At 76.4% G+C, this 15,264-nt stretch carries 12 protein-coding genes and 1 tRNA gene; 5 read left to right on the forward strand and 8 right to left on the reverse strand.

Features of this window, described 5'->3' with window-relative positions; all coding sequences use genetic code 11:
• Window positions 1–59: 59 nt before the first annotated feature.
• The 3 genes from ACOQFB_RS17395 to ACOQFB_RS17405 all read right to left on the reverse strand — a co-directional run bounded on the left by ACOQFB_RS17395 (window position 60) and on the right by ACOQFB_RS17405 (window position 3,735).
• Window positions 60–902: a Stp1/IreP family PP2C-type Ser/Thr phosphatase gene (locus ACOQFB_RS17395; RefSeq protein ID WP_059437562.1), complete on the reverse strand. Its 843-nt coding sequence runs from the start codon at window positions 900–902 to the stop codon at window positions 60–62.
• 97 nt (window positions 903–999) lie between these two features.
• Window positions 1,000–2,820, reverse strand: coding sequence for a DNA repair protein RecN (recN, locus tag ACOQFB_RS17400; RefSeq protein WP_059437549.1), 1,821 nt, complete (start codon window positions 2,818–2,820; stop codon window positions 1,000–1,002).
• Window positions 2,821–2,895: 75 nt separating this feature from the next.
• A complete protein-coding gene (locus tag ACOQFB_RS17405; protein WP_237757910.1) occupies window positions 2,896–3,735 on the reverse strand; it encodes an NAD(+)/NADH kinase in 840 nt (279 codons plus the stop codon).
• A 23-nt stretch (window positions 3,736–3,758) separates the two neighbouring features.
• Between ACOQFB_RS17405 and ACOQFB_RS17410 the strand changes: the two genes are divergently transcribed.
• Entirely contained in the window at window positions 3,759–5,072 is a 1,314-nt protein-coding gene (locus tag ACOQFB_RS17410; protein ID WP_059437547.1) for a replication-associated recombination protein A, read from the forward strand.
• Between the two features lie 34 nt (window positions 5,073–5,106).
• A complete protein-coding gene (locus ACOQFB_RS17415; RefSeq protein WP_059437546.1) occupies window positions 5,107–5,748 on the forward strand; it encodes a YqiA/YcfP family alpha/beta fold hydrolase in 642 nt (213 codons plus the stop codon).
• 312 nt (window positions 5,749–6,060) lie between these two features.
• Here ACOQFB_RS17415 and ACOQFB_RS17420 read toward each other — a convergent pair whose 3' ends face one another.
• On the reverse strand, window positions 6,061–6,708 hold the full coding sequence (locus ACOQFB_RS17420) for a hypothetical protein (protein WP_421609766.1): 648 nt from the start codon (window positions 6,706–6,708) through the stop codon (window positions 6,061–6,063).
• Between the two features lie 72 nt (window positions 6,709–6,780).
• Between ACOQFB_RS17420 and priA the strand changes: the two genes are divergently transcribed.
• The 3 genes from priA (at window position 6,781) to def (ending at window position 12,566) form a co-directional block, all read left to right on the forward strand.
• On the forward strand, window positions 6,781–8,991 hold the full coding sequence (gene priA, locus ACOQFB_RS17425; RefSeq protein ID WP_421609765.1) for a replication restart helicase PriA: 2,211 nt from the start codon (window positions 6,781–6,783) through the stop codon (window positions 8,989–8,991).
• A gap of 75 nt (window positions 8,992–9,066) precedes the next feature.
• Window positions 9,067–11,913: a DUF4388 domain-containing protein gene (locus ACOQFB_RS17430; protein ID WP_494492298.1), complete on the forward strand. Its 2,847-nt coding sequence runs from the start codon at window positions 9,067–9,069 to the stop codon at window positions 11,911–11,913.
• A 95-nt stretch (window positions 11,914–12,008) separates the two neighbouring features.
• A complete protein-coding gene (gene def / locus ACOQFB_RS17435) occupies window positions 12,009–12,566 on the forward strand; it encodes a peptide deformylase (protein ID WP_421608935.1) in 558 nt (185 codons plus the stop codon).
• 86 nt (window positions 12,567–12,652) lie between these two features.
• Here the strand turns inward: def and ACOQFB_RS17440 are convergent, their stop codons facing one another.
• The 4 genes from ACOQFB_RS17440 to ACOQFB_RS17455 all read right to left on the reverse strand — a co-directional run bounded on the left by ACOQFB_RS17440 (window position 12,653) and on the right by ACOQFB_RS17455 (window position 15,230).
• Window positions 12,653–13,297 (reverse strand): acetate uptake transporter, encoded by a 645-nt coding sequence (locus ACOQFB_RS17440; RefSeq protein ID WP_059438499.1) that lies wholly within the window; start codon window positions 13,295–13,297, stop codon window positions 12,653–12,655.
• Window positions 13,298–13,613: 316 nt separating this feature from the next.
• Window positions 13,614–14,375 carry a ribonuclease HI family protein gene (locus ACOQFB_RS17445; protein WP_059438498.1) on the reverse strand — a complete coding sequence of 254 codons (762 nt, stop codon included), beginning with the start codon at window positions 14,373–14,375 and terminating at the stop codon, window positions 13,614–13,616.
• A gap of 2 nt (window positions 14,376–14,377) precedes the next feature.
• Window positions 14,378–15,121 carry a zinc ribbon domain-containing protein gene (locus tag ACOQFB_RS17450; protein ID WP_059438497.1) on the reverse strand — a complete coding sequence of 248 codons (744 nt, stop codon included), beginning with the start codon at window positions 15,119–15,121 and terminating at the stop codon, window positions 14,378–14,380.
• Between the two features lie 36 nt (window positions 15,122–15,157).
• Window positions 15,158–15,230: transfer RNA gene (locus ACOQFB_RS17455), tRNA-Ile, on the reverse strand.
• Between the last annotated feature and the right edge of the window lie 34 nt (window positions 15,231–15,264).

Raw genomic sequence — 15,264 nt, forward strand, 5'->3', positions numbered from 1 at the left:
AGGGTTTTGCCCACCTTACCCCAGCCCCGGCCCGTACTCCGCGAGCGGGCGGGCAGGCGTCAGCCGGCCATGACCGGCGCGCGGCCGGCCCGGATCACGATCACGGTGATGTTGTCGTCGCCGCCCCGATCGTTCGCGAGCGCCACCAGGCGCCCCGGCGACTCGTCGACGGGGCATTCGTCCACGATCTGGAGGATCTCGTCGTCGTCCACCAGGTTGGACAGACCGTCGCAGCAGATCACCAGCGCGTCGCCGTCCTCGAGCTCGACGCCCATCAGATCGACCTGGACCTGCGCCTCGAACCCCACCGAACGGGTGATGATGTTCTTGAACCGGCTGTGCTTCGCCTCGTCGGCGCTGATGGTCCCGGCCTTGAGCTGCTCGTTGACGAGCGAGTGGTCCTCGGAGACCTGGTAGATGCGCCCCTCGCGCAGCAGGTAGCAGCGGCTGTCGCCCACGTGCGCGACGAACGCCACCCGGCCGTCGATGAGCGCCGCGGTGACGGTGGTCCCCATCCCGGCGAGCCCGGGATCGTCCTGCGCCGTCTGGAAGATCCGCGCGCAGGCCGCCTCGACCGCGTCTCGCAGCAGGTCGGGGAGCCGGCTGTCCTCGACCCCGTTCGCCCCCTCGAAGACCTCCGGCGAGCCGTCGCGCGCGACGCGGACGGACTCCTGGATGGTCTCGACCGCGAGCCGCGAGGCCGTGCCGCCGCCGGCGTGGCCGCCCATGCCGTCGGCGACCACGTAGAGCCCCAGCGCAGGATCGACCAGGAACGCGTCCTCGTTGTGATCGCGCCGCTGGCCGACGTCCGTGACGCCGTGGGCAGCGATCATCAGGACAGGCGTGGCCGCCACGCGCGGAGCGTACCTTTCCGCAGACTGGGGGGTCAACGCGGATGCCATCGTCTCGCCGAACGCCGCCGCCTGCGTTCGTGACCCCTGGACGGCCCGCTGCGACCACGCGGCGTCCCAGGATTCCCCGGTCGGCCACCGCGGCGGCTCAGCCGGCCCGCACCACCCGGCGCGCCGCGGCCCGGGCGGGCACGGCGCGCCGCCCGCGCTCGGACGCCGCCGGGGGCGCAACGGGCTGGCGAGCGGCCGCCATGAGGGCGGCCGCGTGCTCGAGGGCCGAGGCCGTCACGGTCACGCCGGCCATCATGCGGGCGACCTCCTGCCGGCGCGCCGCGTCCTCCCCGAGCAGCTCGACGCCGGTGTGCGTCCGCCCGCCCGCCACGCGCTTCTCGACGCGGTGGTGCCGGTCGGCGAACGCGGCCACCTGCGGCAGGTGCGTGATGCAGATGACCTGCCGGCCCTTCGAGACGTCGGAGAGCACGCGGCCCATGGCCTCGGCCACGGCGCCGCCGATGCCGGCGTCCACCTCGTCGAACACGTAGGTGGCCACCGGGTCCCGGCGCGAGATGGTCCGCTTCACCGCGAGGAGCAGGCGGGAGAGCTCGCCGCCGGAGGCGATCCGGCCGAGCCCGCGCGGCGGCTCGCCGGGGTTCGGGGCGATGAGGATCTCGGCGCGCTCCGCGCCGGCGGGGCCGAGCAGCTTGCCGCCGACCTCGACTCCCGCCTCGGGCGGCAGCAGCGCCACCTCGAGCCGGCAGCGCCCCATGGCGAGCCCGGCGAGCTCGCGCCGCACCGCCTCCGCGAACGCCTGGGCCGCCTCGGCCCGCGCGCGGGAGAGCGCCGCGGCGAGGCGCGCCGCCTCCCGGCCGCGCTGCTCGATCTCCGCCTGCACCACCGCGACCCGCTCGCCGCCGCCCTGCAGCCGCGCCAGCTCCCCGCGCATCTGGTCGCGGCGCGCGATGGCGCCCTCCAGCGTGCCGCCGTGCTTGCGCGCGAGCGCGCGCAGCAGCTCGTGCCGGTCCTCCACCGCCGCCAGCCGCTCCGGGTCGCCGCCCACCGCCTCGGCGTAGCGCCCCAGCTCGCGCCCGGCCTCCTCCAGCTCCACCGCGGCCGAGCGCAGCAGCCCGAGCGGCGCCTCCAGGCGGCGGTCGAGCAGCGACGCCTCGGCGAGCGCGCGCGCCGCCTGCCCCACCCGCTCCGAGGCGCTCCCCTCCTCGCCGTACGCCAGCGCCTCGGCGGCCCGCGCCGCCTCGCGCAGCTTCTCGGCCGAGGCGAGCACGCGCCGCTCGTCCTCCAGCGCCTCCAGCTCGCCGGGCCTGGGATCGGCCGACTCCAGCTCGCGGAGCTGGAACGCGAGGTAGTCCGCCCGCCGCGCCCGCTCGCCCTCGTCCGCGGCGAGCGCTTCCCGCTCGCGGACGAGGGCGGCGAGCGCCGCGTGCGCGGCGCGGTACCGGAGGAGGGTCGGTTCCGCGCCGTCTTCGGAGATCGCGTCCAGGCCGGCGAACGCGTCGAGCAGCTCGAGGTGCACCGAGGGATCGAGCAGCGACACGTGCTCGTGCTGGCCGGAGATGTCCACCACGCCCCGCAGCGCCGTCTCCAGCATCGAGACGGTGCACAGGGCGCCGTTCACGAAGGCGCGCCCGCGGCCGCCGCGCGCGGCCACGCGCCGCACCAGCAGCTCGCAGCTCGCCGCGCCCGGCTCGGGCCGGACCGGCAGCCCGGCCGCGTCGAGGCGGCCGAACACCGGGTGCGCGGCGGGGAGCTCGAAGAGCGCCTCGACCACCGCCTCGTCCGCGCCCTCGCGCAGCACGTCCGCGGTCATGCGGCCGCCCAGCACGAGGTGGAGCGCGTTCACCAGGATCGACTTGCCGGCCCCGGTCTCGCCGGTGAGGACGTTCAGCCCGGGGCCGAACCGGACCTCCACCGCGTCGACGACGGCGAGGCCGGAGATGCGCAGCGTCGTGAGCATGCGGCCATGATCCACGGCCCCCTGACACTGCGCAAATTTTCAGTGGTCGGCCCGTTCAGGTCGCCGCCGGCGCGATCAGCGCTCGCCCCACCGCAGCTTCGCCCGCAGGATCCCGAAGAAGTCGAGCGACTTGTTCCGCACCAGCAGCACGCGGTTGTAGGACTGCTTCACCTGCACCCGGTCGCCGCGCTCGAGCTTCAGCCCGCTCTGCCCGTCCAGCGTCAGGTACACCTCGCTGTCGTTCACGAGCAGGATCTCGATCTTCTCGTCGTCCGGCACCACCAGCGGCCGCTGCGTGAGCATGTGCGGGCAGATCGGCGCGATGATCACGCCGCGCATGGTGGGGTACATGATGGGCCCGTTCGCCGCGAGCGCGTAGGCGGTCGAGCCGGTGGGCGTCGCGACGATGATGCCGTCCGCCTTGTAGGTCGTGACGTACTCGCCGGAGCAGCGGGTGTCGAGCTCGACCATGCGGGACAGCGCGCCCTTCGCGATCACCACGTCGTTCAGCACCTCGGCGTCGAGCGCGCGCTCGGAGCTGCCGCCGCGGTGCAGGTGCACGCGCAGCTTCATGCGCTCGGACAGCGTGGCGCGCCCGGCCAGCACGTCCTCCAGCGCCGCGTACATGCCGCTCTGCGGGACCTCCGTCATGAAGCCGAGGCTCCCCATGTTCACGCCGAGGATGGGCACCGGGCGGCCGTCGAGCAGGCCGGCGGCGTGGATGAGCGTGCCATCGCCGCCGAGCACCACCACCAGGTCGGCGGAGCGCGCCACCTCCTGCTCGTCGCGGAGCACCTCGACGCCCTTCCCCTCGAGGAACTGCCCCACGTACACCGCGGTCTCCGACGCCTCGGCGCTCGAGACCTTGTGCACGATCCCCACGCGCTTCGGCACGGGACACGGATGGCCGTCCATGAACGGCATTATATAACGGTTTCATGGACCTCTTCGATCGCGCCGTGGCGGACGACCCGAGCGGCAAGCCGCTCGCCGAGCGGATGCGCCCCCGCCGCCTGGAGGATTTCGCCGGCCAGGAGCACGTCCTGGGCCCCGGCACCGCGCTGCGTCGCTCCATCGAGGCGGACCAGGTGCCCTCGCTCATCCTGTGGGGCCCGCCCGGCACCGGGAAGACCACGCTGGCGCGGATCGTGGCGCAGCGGACCGGCGCGGAGTTCGTGCCGTTCAGCGCGGTGCTGGGCGGGGTGAAGGAGATCCGCGAGATCGTGGCCGCGGCGCGCGACCGGCGCCGCATGCACCGCAAGCGCACCATCCTGTTCGTGGACGAGATCCACCGCTTCACCCGCGCGCAGCAGGACGCGTTCCTGCCGCACGTGGAGGACGGGACCATCACGCTCATCGGCGCCACCACCGAGAACCCGTCGTTCGAGGTGAACGCCGCGCTCCTCTCGCGCTGCCGCGTGGCGACGCTGCGGGCGCTCACCGAGGACGAGGTGGCGGCGCTGCTCGACCGCGCCGCGGCGGCGCCGGAGGGGCTGGCGGGCGCGGTCGCGCTCACGCCCGAGGCGCGCGACACCATCGCCCGCCTCAGCTACGGCGACGCGCGCAAGGCGCTGAACGCGCTGGAGGTGTCGGCCGCGGCGGTGCGGCTCGCCGGCCGGCCGGCGGTGGAGAAGGCCGACGCGGAGGAGGCGCTGCAGGCGCGCACCGTCAACTACGACAAGCAGGGCGAGGAGCACTACAACGTCGTCTCCGCGTTCATCAAGTCGCTGCGCGGCTCGGATCCGGACGCCGCGGTCTACTACATGGTGCGGATGCTGGAGGCGGGCGAGGACCCGCGCTTCGTGCTCCGGCGCATGGTGATCTTCGCGTCCGAGGACGTGGGCAACGCGGACCCGCAGGCGCTGCAGGTGGCGGTGGCGGCGCTGCAGGCGGTGGAGCTGGTGGGGCTGCCGGAGGGCGTGCTCCCGATGAGCCAGGCCGCCATCTACCTCGCGCTCGCGCCCAAGTCGAACAGCGCCATCGCCGCCTACGGGAACGCGCGGCGGCTGGTGCGCGAGCGCGGGCCGCTGCCGGTGCCGCTCAAGCTCCGCAACGCGCCCACCAAGCTCATGGAGGGGCTCGGCTACGGCGGCGGGTACCGCTACCCGCACAACTTCGAGGGGCACTACGTGGCCGAGGAGTACCTGCCCGACGCGCTCCGCGGGGAGCAGGTGGTGCAGCTCTCCGAGAGCGGCCTGGAGAAGGTGCTGGCCGAGCGCCTGCGGGCCCTGCGGGAGAAGGCCGGGAAGTAGGGCGGCGCGGGCCCTCCTCGGCTAGGCTGCCCCGATGCTCCTCTACCTGCACGGCTTCGCCTCCGGCCCGTCCTCCACCAAGGCGACCACGCTCGCCGCCCGCTTCGCCGGGATCGGCGTCCCGGTGGACGTGCCGGACCTCACGCCGGGCGAGGGCGGCTTCGAGCGCTCCTCGCCGTCGTCGATGCTGGCGGTGGCGGAGCGGCTGCTCGCGGAGGCGCCGCCGCCGCACGCGGTCATCGGCAGCTCGCTGGGCGGCTACCTCGCGGCGGTGGCGGCCTCGCGCGATCCGTCCATCGAGCGGCTCGTGCTGATGGCCCCGGCGTTCCGGCTGTTCGAGCGCTGGTCGCGCCGGCTCGGGCCGGCCGAGCTCGAGGGCTGGCGCGCGCGGGGGCTGGAGGTGGACCACTTCGCCTCCGGCCGGAAGCGGCGCCTCGGCTGGCAGTTCTTCGAGGACGCGCAGGGCTGGCCCGCGTTCCCCGAGGTGCGGGTGCCCACGCTCTGCATCGCCGGCCGCCGCGACGAGACCATCCCGCTCGAGGACGTGGCCGCGTTCGTCGCGCGCACCCCGGGCGCGCGGCTCGTCGAGGTGGACGACGGGCACGAGCTGACCGGCTCGCTCGACCTCATCTTCGAGGAGGCGCGGGCGTTCCTGCGGCCGGTGACCGGGCGGTAGCGGCCGGCGGCGTCGTCAGCAGGGAGGGGCCCCAGCCGCAAGGCTGGGGAGGGATGCAATCCCTCCCCGCGGGGACCGCTCGCGCGCCCGCGCAGGCGGGCGCGAGCGGTCACGGGCCCCGCGGAGCCAGGGGTGGGGCCCCGCGAGCTCTGCTTGCGGGGCGGGGACGCAGTCCCCGTTCGCGCCGCGCAGCGGCGCACGCGGGGACCTCGCGCGGGCCCGCGAAGGCGGGCGCGCGAGGTCACGGGCCCCGCGGAGCCAGGGGTGGGGCCCCGCGAGCTCTGCTTGCGGGGCGGGGACGCAGTCCCCGTTCTACTTGTGCGCATGCACCCGCGCGAAGCGGGCCTCGTCCGTCGCGTGGCACTTCCGGCACGAGGCGATCTCGGGGAGCACGAGCCCCGCCGCCACCGCCTTGGCCCGGTCGCGCATCACGCTCGCGGTCCAGTAGTCGCCGCCGTTGCCGTGGCAGCCCTCGCAGTCGAGCCCCTTCTCCGCGTGCGGCGAGGCGGACCACGACTCGAACTGCACGCGGTGGCACATCTTGCACTTCTGCGGCCCGACCTTGGCGTGCGCGGCCGCCGCGGGGGCGGGCGCCGGAGCGGGGGCGGCCTGCACCGGCTCGGCCGGCCTGGCGGGCGCGGGCGCGGGGGCGGGCGCCGGCTTCGCGGTCTCGGCGGGCTTCGCGGTCTCGGCCGGGCGCGGCGCGGGCCGGGGCGCCGGGGCCGCGGTGGGCTGCTCGGCGGGGCGCGGCGCGGGGGCGGGCTGCGCCTGGGGCGCCGGCTGCTCGGCGGGGGCCGGCGCGGGCGGGGTCACCTCCGGCGCGGGGCGGGCCGGGACCTCGGCGCCGGGCGCGGGGGCGCTCGGGTACGCGGGCGCGGGCGGCTCCTTCTTCTCCGAGCAGGCGATGACGGTGAGGATGCCCATCACCGCGACGGCGATGCGCAGATCGATGCGGGCCATGTGTTCCTCCGTGAGCGGGCGAGTGTAGCCGATGAACGGCGGCGAGGGGGGCCTGGCTGCTAGACTCCGCGCGTGCTCGTCGAGGTCGCCGTCGCCGCCGCGGTCCGCGGCACCTTCACCTACCGCGTGCCCTCGTCGCTCGCGGCCGAGGTGGCGCTGGGACAGCGCGTGGCGGTGCCGTTCGGGAGGAGCCGGCGGGCGACGGGCTACGTGGTCGGGTTCCCGGCGGTGCCGCCGGAGGGGTTCGAGCTGCGCGACGTGGTCGAGGTCCTCGACCCGTTCCCGCCGTTCACGCCGAAGCTGGTGGAGCTGCTGCGGTGGGCCGAGGAGTACTACCTCGTGCCGCCCGGCGAGCTGCTGCGGGCCGCGCTGCCGCCGGGCCTGAACGCGCGCCGCGGGGCGCCGGCCCCGGCGCGGCGCGGGGTGGAGTACGCCGCCCCGGCGCCCGACGCCGCCGCGTCGCTCGGCGCCCTGGGCCGGGCCGCCGCACAGCGCGCGGTGCTCGAGTACCTGCTCGCGCGCGGCCGCATCCCGGTGGAGGAGCTGCGCGCCGCGTTCCCGCGCGGGCGCCCCGCCCTCTCCGCGCTCGCGAAGCGCGGCCTCGTGACGCTCGAGACCGAGACGCCGGTGGCGACCGCGGGCGTGCTCCCCGCGAGCGCGGCCGCGCCGGCGGCGCTCACGCCGGCCCAGGCCGCGGCGCTGGCGGAGATCGACGCGGCGGCCGGGACCTTCCAGGCGTTCCTGCTCCACGGCGTCACCGGCTCGGGCAAGACCGAAGTGTACCTGCAGGCCATCGCCCGCGCGCGCGCCGCCGGCCGGGGCGCGCTGGTGCTGGTCCCGGAGATCGCGCTCACCCCGCAGCTCTCCGGCCGCTTCCGCGCGCGCTTCGGCGACGACGTCGCCCTGCTCCACTCCGGCCTGTCCGACGCCGAGCGCCACGCCGAGTGGCTGCGGCTGCGCCGGGGCGACGCGCGGATCTGCGTGGGCGTCCGCAGCGCCATCTTCGCGCCGGTGCAGGACCTGGCGGTGCTGGTGGTGGACGAGGAGCACGACGGCAGCTTCAAGCAGGAGGACGGCCCGCCGTACCACGCCCGCGACCTCGCGGTGGTGCGCGCCAAGCGCGAGGACGCGGTGCTGATCCTGGGCTCGGCCACCCCGTCGCTGGAGACGCTCGAGAACGCGCGGCGCGGCCGCTACCGCAAGCTCGACCTCCCCGCCCGCATCGACGACCGGCCCATGCCGGAGGTGGAGCTGGTGGACCTGTCGAAGCTGCGGCGCGCCGGCGTCACCGGGCTGCCCGGGCTGCTCTCGCCGCGGCTCGCCGCCGCGCTGGAGGACACCGTCGCCGCCGGCCAGCAGGCCATCCTGTTCCTCAACCGCCGCGGCTACGAGACGCTGGTGGTCTGCGAGGTGTGCGGCGCCGAGGCCGGCTGCCCGGACTGCTCGGTGTCGCTCACCCACCACGCGCGCCGCGGCGTGCTCCTGTGCCACTACTGCGGCCGGACCGAGCCCATGAGCGCGCGCTGCGCCGCGTGCGGCGGGGTGCGCTTCGGCGTGGGCGTCGGCACCGAGCAGGTGGAGGAGGCGGTGCGCTCGCTCCTGCCGCGGGCGCGGGTGGCGCGGCTCGACCGCGACGTGGTCTCGAGCGCCGACGACACCGCGGCGGTGCTGGCGCGGTTCGCGCGCCGGGACGCCGACGTGCTGGTGGGCACGCAGATGGTGACGAAGGGGCACGACTTCCCGGGCGTCACCCTGGTCGGCGTGGTGCTCGCCGACACCGCGCTCGCGCTGCCGGACTTCCGCGCCGCCGAGCGCACCTTCCAGCTGCTCACCCAGGTGGCCGGGCGCGCCGGGCGCGGGGCCGAGGCCGGGCGGGTGATCGTGCAGACGTTCAACCCGGCCACCCCGGCGGTCGCGCTCGCCGCCACCCACGACTACGCCGCGTTCGCCGAGGGCGAGCTGGAGCGGCGCCGCGCCTTCGGCTACCCGCCGTTCGGGCGGATGATGGCGGCGCGGGTGGAGGGGACCGAGGACGGCGCGCGCCGGACCGCCGAGGCCCTGGCGCGGGCGGCCCGGCCGGCCCTGGCCGGCGAGGTGGCCATGCTCGGCCCGGCGCCCGCCGCCATCGAGCGGATCCGCGGGAAGAGCCGCTGGCACCTGCTGTTCCGCGCCCCCTCCCCGCCGTCGCTGTTCCGGGTCCACGCGGCGCTGGCGCGGGTGGCGCAGCGGCCGCCCGGCGGCGCCGCCATCCGCTTCGACATGGATCCGTACTCGATGCTGTAGGTCCGGCACGCACGCACGCCGGCGGCGCGGGCGGCGGCTTGGTCACCCGGCGGGCCCGATCCATAATCCCCGCGCTTGCCCCGGATCCTCCTGGTCGACGACGACATCGCCGAGATATCGGCCGTGAAACGCGCGCTGCTGCGCGCGGGGCACGCGCCGGCGCTCGCCACCAGCGCCGCCGACGCGCTCGCCGCGCTGGAGGGCGCCGCGCCCGACCTCGTCGTGCTCGCGGCCGCCTGCGACGGTGGCGAGGCGCTGGCGCTGGCGCGCCGCGTGGCGGAGGACCCGGCCACCGCGCACGTCCCGATGATCATCGTCGGCGACGCCGACCCGCTCCCGCGCGGCGCCCGGCGCCTGCCCCGGCCCGTGGACCCGGTGCAGCTGCAGGAGGAGGTCGCGGCCCGCCTCGGCGCCGCAGCGCCCGCGCCGCGAGCGGCCGCCACGCCCCCGGCGGCTTCCGCGCGCCCTGCCCCGCCGTCCGCCGCGGGCGCGGATCCCGCCGCCGCCCGGCGCGCCGCCGCCGAGGCGCTGCGCGCGCGCGCCGAGGAGCTGCGGCGGAGCGGCGGCGGACCGGCCGTGCCCGCCCCGCCGCCCCGCGCCGCGGCGACCGCGGCCGCGCCGGCGCCGGCTTCACCGAAGCCCGCCGCGCGCCCCGCCGGACCGGCCGCGCCGCCCGCCGCGCGCGCGGCGCAGGCGCCCGCGCCGCGGCGGCCCGCCCCGGCCGCGCCCGCGGGCCCGCGCCCGCCGCCTGCCGCCGAGCGCCCCGACGCCACCGCCGGCGCGCTCGCGGCGCCCGGCGCCGGAGACGGGCTCGACGCGCTCGCCCCGGCGGACGCGCTCGCCGGCGCGCTCTCCTCGGGGCCGGCGACGGGCGGCGACCTCGGCCTCGCCGACGAGGACGGCCTCGACGCGCTGCTGCGCCGGCTCGAGTCGGGCGACGACGCGCCCGCCGCCGAGGATGCCGCCGCGCCGGACGCGGCGGACCGCGCCGTCCAGGCGCTGGCGGACCTGTTCGACGACGCCCCGCTGCCCGCCCCGGCGCGCGCGGCGCCGGCCGCGGAGGCCGCGCGTCCCGCGGAGCCGCCCCGCCCCGCGCCCGCGCGCCTCGCCGCCGCGCCCTCCCGCGCCGCGGGTGCGCCCGTGCGCGCTCCCGCCGCGGCGCCCGCGGCGTCCGGCGCGCCGCGCGCCGAGCCCTCCCGGCCGCGCGCCGAGCCCCGCGCGGCAGCCGACGCCACCGCGGCCGCCCGGGCGGCGGAGGCCGACGCCCGGGCCCGCGCCGAGGCCGAGCAGGAGGCGCTCCGCGCCCGCGGGGCGGAGGAGAAGGCCGCCGCCGAGGCCGAGGCCCGCCGCCGCGCCGAGGAGGAGCTGCAGCGCGTCCGCGCGCAGCTCGAGACCGAGCGGCGCAGCGCGGAGCAGCGCCTCGCGACCGTGATGGAGCGCGCCGCCGCCGAGGAGTCCGCGGCGGAGGAGCTGCGCCGGGTCGCGGAGGAGGACGCGCGGCGCCGGGCCGAGGAGGAGGAGGAGAAGCTCCGGGCCGCGATCGCGAGCGCGCGCGCCGAGCTGGAGGCGCTGCGCCGCCGGGGCGAGGAGGAGGCGCGCCGCCGCGCCGAGGCGGAGGCCGAGCTGCGCCGCCTCTCCGAGTCCCGCGCGCCGGCGGCCGTCCCCCCGCGGCCGCCCGCCGGGTTCCCGTTCCCGCCCGCGCCGCCGGTACCCGCGCCGGAGGAGCCGTTCCTGCCGAGCTTCGAGCCGCCCGCGCCCGCGGGGCCCGCCCCCGCCGATCCGGCCGAGGACGCGGCGCGCCGCCGCGTGGCCGCGCTCCGCGGCGCCGCCCCGGCGCCCCGGCCCGCCGCCGCGCCCTCCCCGGCGCCCGCCGGCGACGACGAGGCCCCCGCGCCGCCGCCGCCCGAGCTGCGCGCCGGCACGCTCGCCGACCTCCCCGCGCCGCGCCTCCTCGCGCTCGCCGCCCGCGCCCGGCTCGCCGGCCGGCTCGACTTCCAGGGCGAGCTGGCGCGCTCGCTCTGGTTCGAGGACGGCCGCGTGGTGGGCGCCTCCAGCGCGGATCCCGCGGAGCGGGTCGAGGAGCTGGCGCTCCGCTTCGGCCTCGTCACCCGCGACCAGCACCGGCAGGTGGCGGGCGCGGCCGCGGCGCTGCCCACCCGGCGCGCCGCGCTCCTGCTGCTCGAGCGCGGCTTCCTGAAGCCGACCGAGCTCACCGGCCTCGCCCGGCGCCGCACCGAGGAGGTGGTCTCGGGCGTGTTCGCCGACGGCGCCGCCCGCTTCCGCTGGGTGGCGCAGGCCGTCCCGGCGGACGAGCGCACCGCCCTGGAGCGCGGCCCGCTGGCGCTCGCGGTGGAGGGCGTGCGCCGCCGCTGGCGCGCCGCCGAGGTGGAGGCGCTCCTGGGCGGGCCGGGCACGCTGCTCGCGCCGGCCGAGGGCGCGCCGGACGAGGCGGAGCTCGGGCTCTCGCCCGAGGAGCGCCGGGTGGTGGCGCTCGCCGACGGCCTGCGCACGCTCGACGAGATCGTGCAGGAGAGCCCGCTCGACGGCCTGTCCACCCGCCAGGTGCTCGCGGCCCTGGTCGCGGTGGGCGCGCTCTCGGTCCGCCTGCTCCAGACCGGCCGGCCGGTGCCGGCCTCCGACGCCATCGACCTGGCCCGGGTCCGGGAGAAGCTCGACCAGGTCCGGCGCGCCGACTACTTCACCGTGCTGGGCGTGGGCCGGCTCTGCACGCCGCACGAGGTGCGGGAGGCGGCGGACCGGCTCGCCGCCGAGCTGCACCCGGACCGCTTCGCGGCGCTGCGCGACCCCGCGCTCACCGAGGCGCTGCAGGAGATCCAGCAGGTGGTGCTCGACGCCCGGGACGTGCTGGCGGACGACCGGCTGCGCCAGGAGTACCTGCGCGGGCTCGGCGACGCGCGCTGACGCGGGCGGGTGAGCGCCTCCGGGGGCCCCGATTCCGCGGGGATGCGCGGCGGCCCCTTCCCCGTTAGATGTGGGATCCGGTAGAAGGTGCTCGAATGGTTCGTGAAATCGTCATCTGGCCCGATCCCATCCTGAAGGAAGTCGCCCAGCCCGTGGACCGGGTGGACGACGACATCCGCCGCCTGCTCGACGACATGGCCGAGACCATGTACGCCGCGGACGGCGTCGGCCTCGCCGCCCCCCAGATCGCGGTGAAGAAGCGCCTCATCGTGATCGACACGTCCCCCCGCCAGGAGGGGCAGACGCTCATCCACCTGGTGAACCCGGAGATCGTCCGCGGCGAGGGCGAGCTCACCTACACCGAGGGCTGCCTGTCGATCCCCGGCGAGGCGGAGGACGTGGACCGCTTCGCGCGCGTCTGGGTCCGGGCGCTCGACCGCCAGGGCAAGCCGTTCGAGCTGGAGGCGGAGGGGCTGCTCGCGGTGGCGCTGCAGCACGAGACCGACCACCTGAACGGCACGGTGTTCGTGGACCACCTCTCCAGCCTGAAGCGCGAGCTCATCCGCAAGCGGATGAAGAAGCTGAAGGCGCAGCGCGCCGCCGAGCCCGCCGCCGAGGTGAAGACCGCGGCCCGGCACGAGTCCGCGCTGTAGCGCGACCGGCGCCCGGCGCCGGAGACGAGGACGGCAGGCCCCGCGCGCGGGACCTGCCGTCTTCGCGTCTCGGGGGCCGGCCGGGGCTACAGCTCGCCGATGGGCAGCACCTTGCGCCCGTAGACCTCGTTCAGGATCTGCGCCGCGCCCAGGTAGATGGCGCCCAGGCCGCAGAGGATGCCCTCGTAGCCGGCGATGCGGGTGATGGTGGTGTTGCCGGTCGCGTCGCCGAGGCCGAGCAGGATGAACAGCACCACCAGCGCGAAGAACACCAGCATGATGGTGCGGTTCATCTTCAGCGTCGCGATGAAGAGCACGATCGAGAACAGGCCCCAGATGAACAGGTAGGCGGCCATGGCGTTCTTGTCCGAGGCGTCGGCGATGCCGAAGCGCGGCATGATGATGAGCGCCACCAGCGAGATCCAGAAGAACCCGTAGGACGTGAACGCCACCGTGCCGAAGGTGTTCTTCTTCTTCCACTCCATCACGCCCGCGATGATCTGGGCCAGGCCGCCGTAGAACAGGCCCATCGCCAGGATCATGCTGCCGATGCCGATGAGGCCGGCGTTGTGCAGGTTGAGCAGCACGGTGGTGAGGCCGAAGCCCATCAGCCCCAGCGGCGCGGGGTTCGCGGTGGTGTCCTTGATGACCGTCTCCGCCAGCGCCGCCGCCTGGCCGAGATCGATGCTGGGGATCTGCGGGATCGCCTTCGCCGTCTGCACGTCCTTCATTCCGTCGCCTCCGGGATCGGGTGGGTCCGGAGCCCATAGCATGTATTGCGCAATGATTTGAACGTCGGACGCACTTTTCTGCGCAATTTGCCTGACGCGCGTCAAATGAAATGGAAGGCTGCGGTCGACGTCCCGCCGCAGCGCAGCGGATGCGCGCACGGGCTGCGGACGCGCCCGGGCGCGGCGCGGCTTTCGCGCAGCCGGTGCGCCCGGGGCGCGATCGGGGGTGCGCGCGCGACCGCGCGCCGCGGGCGGCGCCGCGGGGCGGGGACGTGAACGGTGGGTGAACTGGGCGCGGCGCCCGCGCGCGACGGCGCTACAGCCGCTCGTCGATGGCGCGGTTCGACATCGCGTCCGCGAGGGCGTTCTCCTCGCGCGGCACGTGCCGGACCTGGATCCACTCGAAGCCGGCGATGAGCGCGCGCGCCTCGTCGTGGAGCGGGCGGAGGTGATCCGCCTTCACCGCGTAGTCGCCGGCGAGCTGCTTCACCATGAGCTCGGAGTCGGACAGCACCTCCAGCTCCTTGATGCCCATGGCCTTGGCGCGCTTCAGGCCGAGGATGAGCCCCATGTACTCGGCGACGTTGTTGGTGGAGTCGCCCAGGAACTTGCCGATCTTCGCCACGATGTGGCCGTCGGCGTTCACGATGACCGCGCCGGCGCCGGCCGGGCCGGGGTTGCCGCGCGCGGCGCCGTCGGTGAACAGGCGGGTGCACCTGGCCGCCTCGGCGGCGGCCGCGGCGTCGGCGGCGGCGCGCTCGGCCGCCTCGCGCTCGGCGCGCTCCTTCTTGCGCCGGTCGCGCTCCGCCTTGGAGAGATCCATCGCCTCGTCGAGCTCGGCGGCCGCGCGCTGCGCCGCCTTCTCGACGTCGGACACCTTGCGGACCTTGATGCCCTTCGAGCCCGCGCCCGGGGCCGGCTCGCGCGCCTTCTCCGCCTCCTCCACCCGGTCGGCGGCGGCGGCGATGAGCCGCCCGAGCGTGTCGCGGTCGTACCCCGGGTAGCGGGCGCGCGTCCGCGGGAGCTCCTCGGTGGCGGCGATGAAGCGGAGCAGCTCCGCGAGGACGGCCTTGGCCACGGCTAGGCCGGCGGCGGCGCGGGCGGGTTGACCGCCTCGGCCGCGTAGATGATGCGGTGGCAGTTCGGGCAGGTCTCGATCGAGTTCGCCCGCTGCAGGGTGATGGCGAGCTGGGGCGGGATGTGCCGGTGGCAGCCGTCGCAGGTCATGCCGATCACCTGCGCGACGGCCACGCCGGCCCGGCGCCGCTTGATGTTCTCGTACTTCGAGAGCAGCCCGGGGTCCACGCTCTTCACCGCCTCGGCGCGCCGCGCCTCGAGCTCCGCCAGGCGCTGCTGGGCGGCGGCCTGCCGCTCCCCGAGCGCCTTCAGCTCGGCCTCGTTCGCCTCCTCGCGCTCGGCCAGCGCATCGGCCCTGGCCTCGAGGGTCTTCTGGAGCTCGCCGGCGCTCGCGACCAGCGCCTTGATCTGCTCGGACTGGCCGTCGTTCGTCTTCTTGGCGATGTCGATCTCGCGGGAGAGCGCGGCGTACTCGCGGGGCGTCCGGATCTCGCCGAGGCGGCCCTCCCACTTCTTGACCTTGTCGCGCTCCATGGCGAGGAGCGACTCGAGCTGGCGCCGCTCGCGCTCGTTCCCCTCGACCCGGGCCTTCTCCTCGTCGTAGGCCCGCCGGGCCTCGGCCACCCGCTGGTCGATCTCGGCGCGCTTGGCCGGGAGGGTCTCCAGCTCAGCCCGGACCTCGTTCGAGTCGAGGTCGATCTGCTGCAACTCCTCCAGCGTCTTCAGCTTCTCACGCAGCGACGACAATGCCGTTCTCCCGTTCTCCCTGCTGGTTGCGACGAGTGGGCCCACCAGGATTCGAACCTGGATCGCATCGGTTATGAGCCGAGCGCTCTGACCGTTGAGCTATGGGCCCGAGGCCCCGGCAGGCACCCTCTATCATATTCGCG

This window comes from Anaeromyxobacter sp. Red801 (genome assembly GCF_049201065.2).
GTDB lineage: Bacteria > Myxococcota > Myxococcia > Myxococcales > Anaeromyxobacteraceae > Anaeromyxobacter.

Coding starts and splice junctions, on each gene's coding strand:
- ACOQFB_RS17395 (WP_059437562.1), bottom strand. CDS start 902: ATGGCATCCGCGTTGACCCCCCAGTCTGCGGAAAGGTACGCTCCGCGC.
- recN (WP_059437549.1), bottom strand. CDS start 2,820: ATGCTCACGACGCTGCGCATCTCCGGCCTCGCCGTCGTCGACGCGGTG.
- ACOQFB_RS17405 (WP_237757910.1), bottom strand. CDS start 3,735: ATGGACGGCCATCCGTGTCCCGTGCCGAAGCGCGTGGGGATCGTGCAC.
- ACOQFB_RS17410 (WP_059437547.1), top strand. CDS start 3,759: ATGGACCTCTTCGATCGCGCCGTGGCGGACGACCCGAGCGGCAAGCCG.
- ACOQFB_RS17415 (WP_059437546.1), top strand. CDS start 5,107: ATGCTCCTCTACCTGCACGGCTTCGCCTCCGGCCCGTCCTCCACCAAG.
- ACOQFB_RS17420 (WP_421609766.1), bottom strand. CDS start 6,708: ATGGCCCGCATCGATCTGCGCATCGCCGTCGCGGTGATGGGCATCCTC.
- def (WP_421608935.1), top strand. CDS start 12,009: ATGGTTCGTGAAATCGTCATCTGGCCCGATCCCATCCTGAAGGAAGTC.
- ACOQFB_RS17440 (WP_059438499.1), bottom strand. CDS start 13,297: ATGAAGGACGTGCAGACGGCGAAGGCGATCCCGCAGATCCCCAGCATC.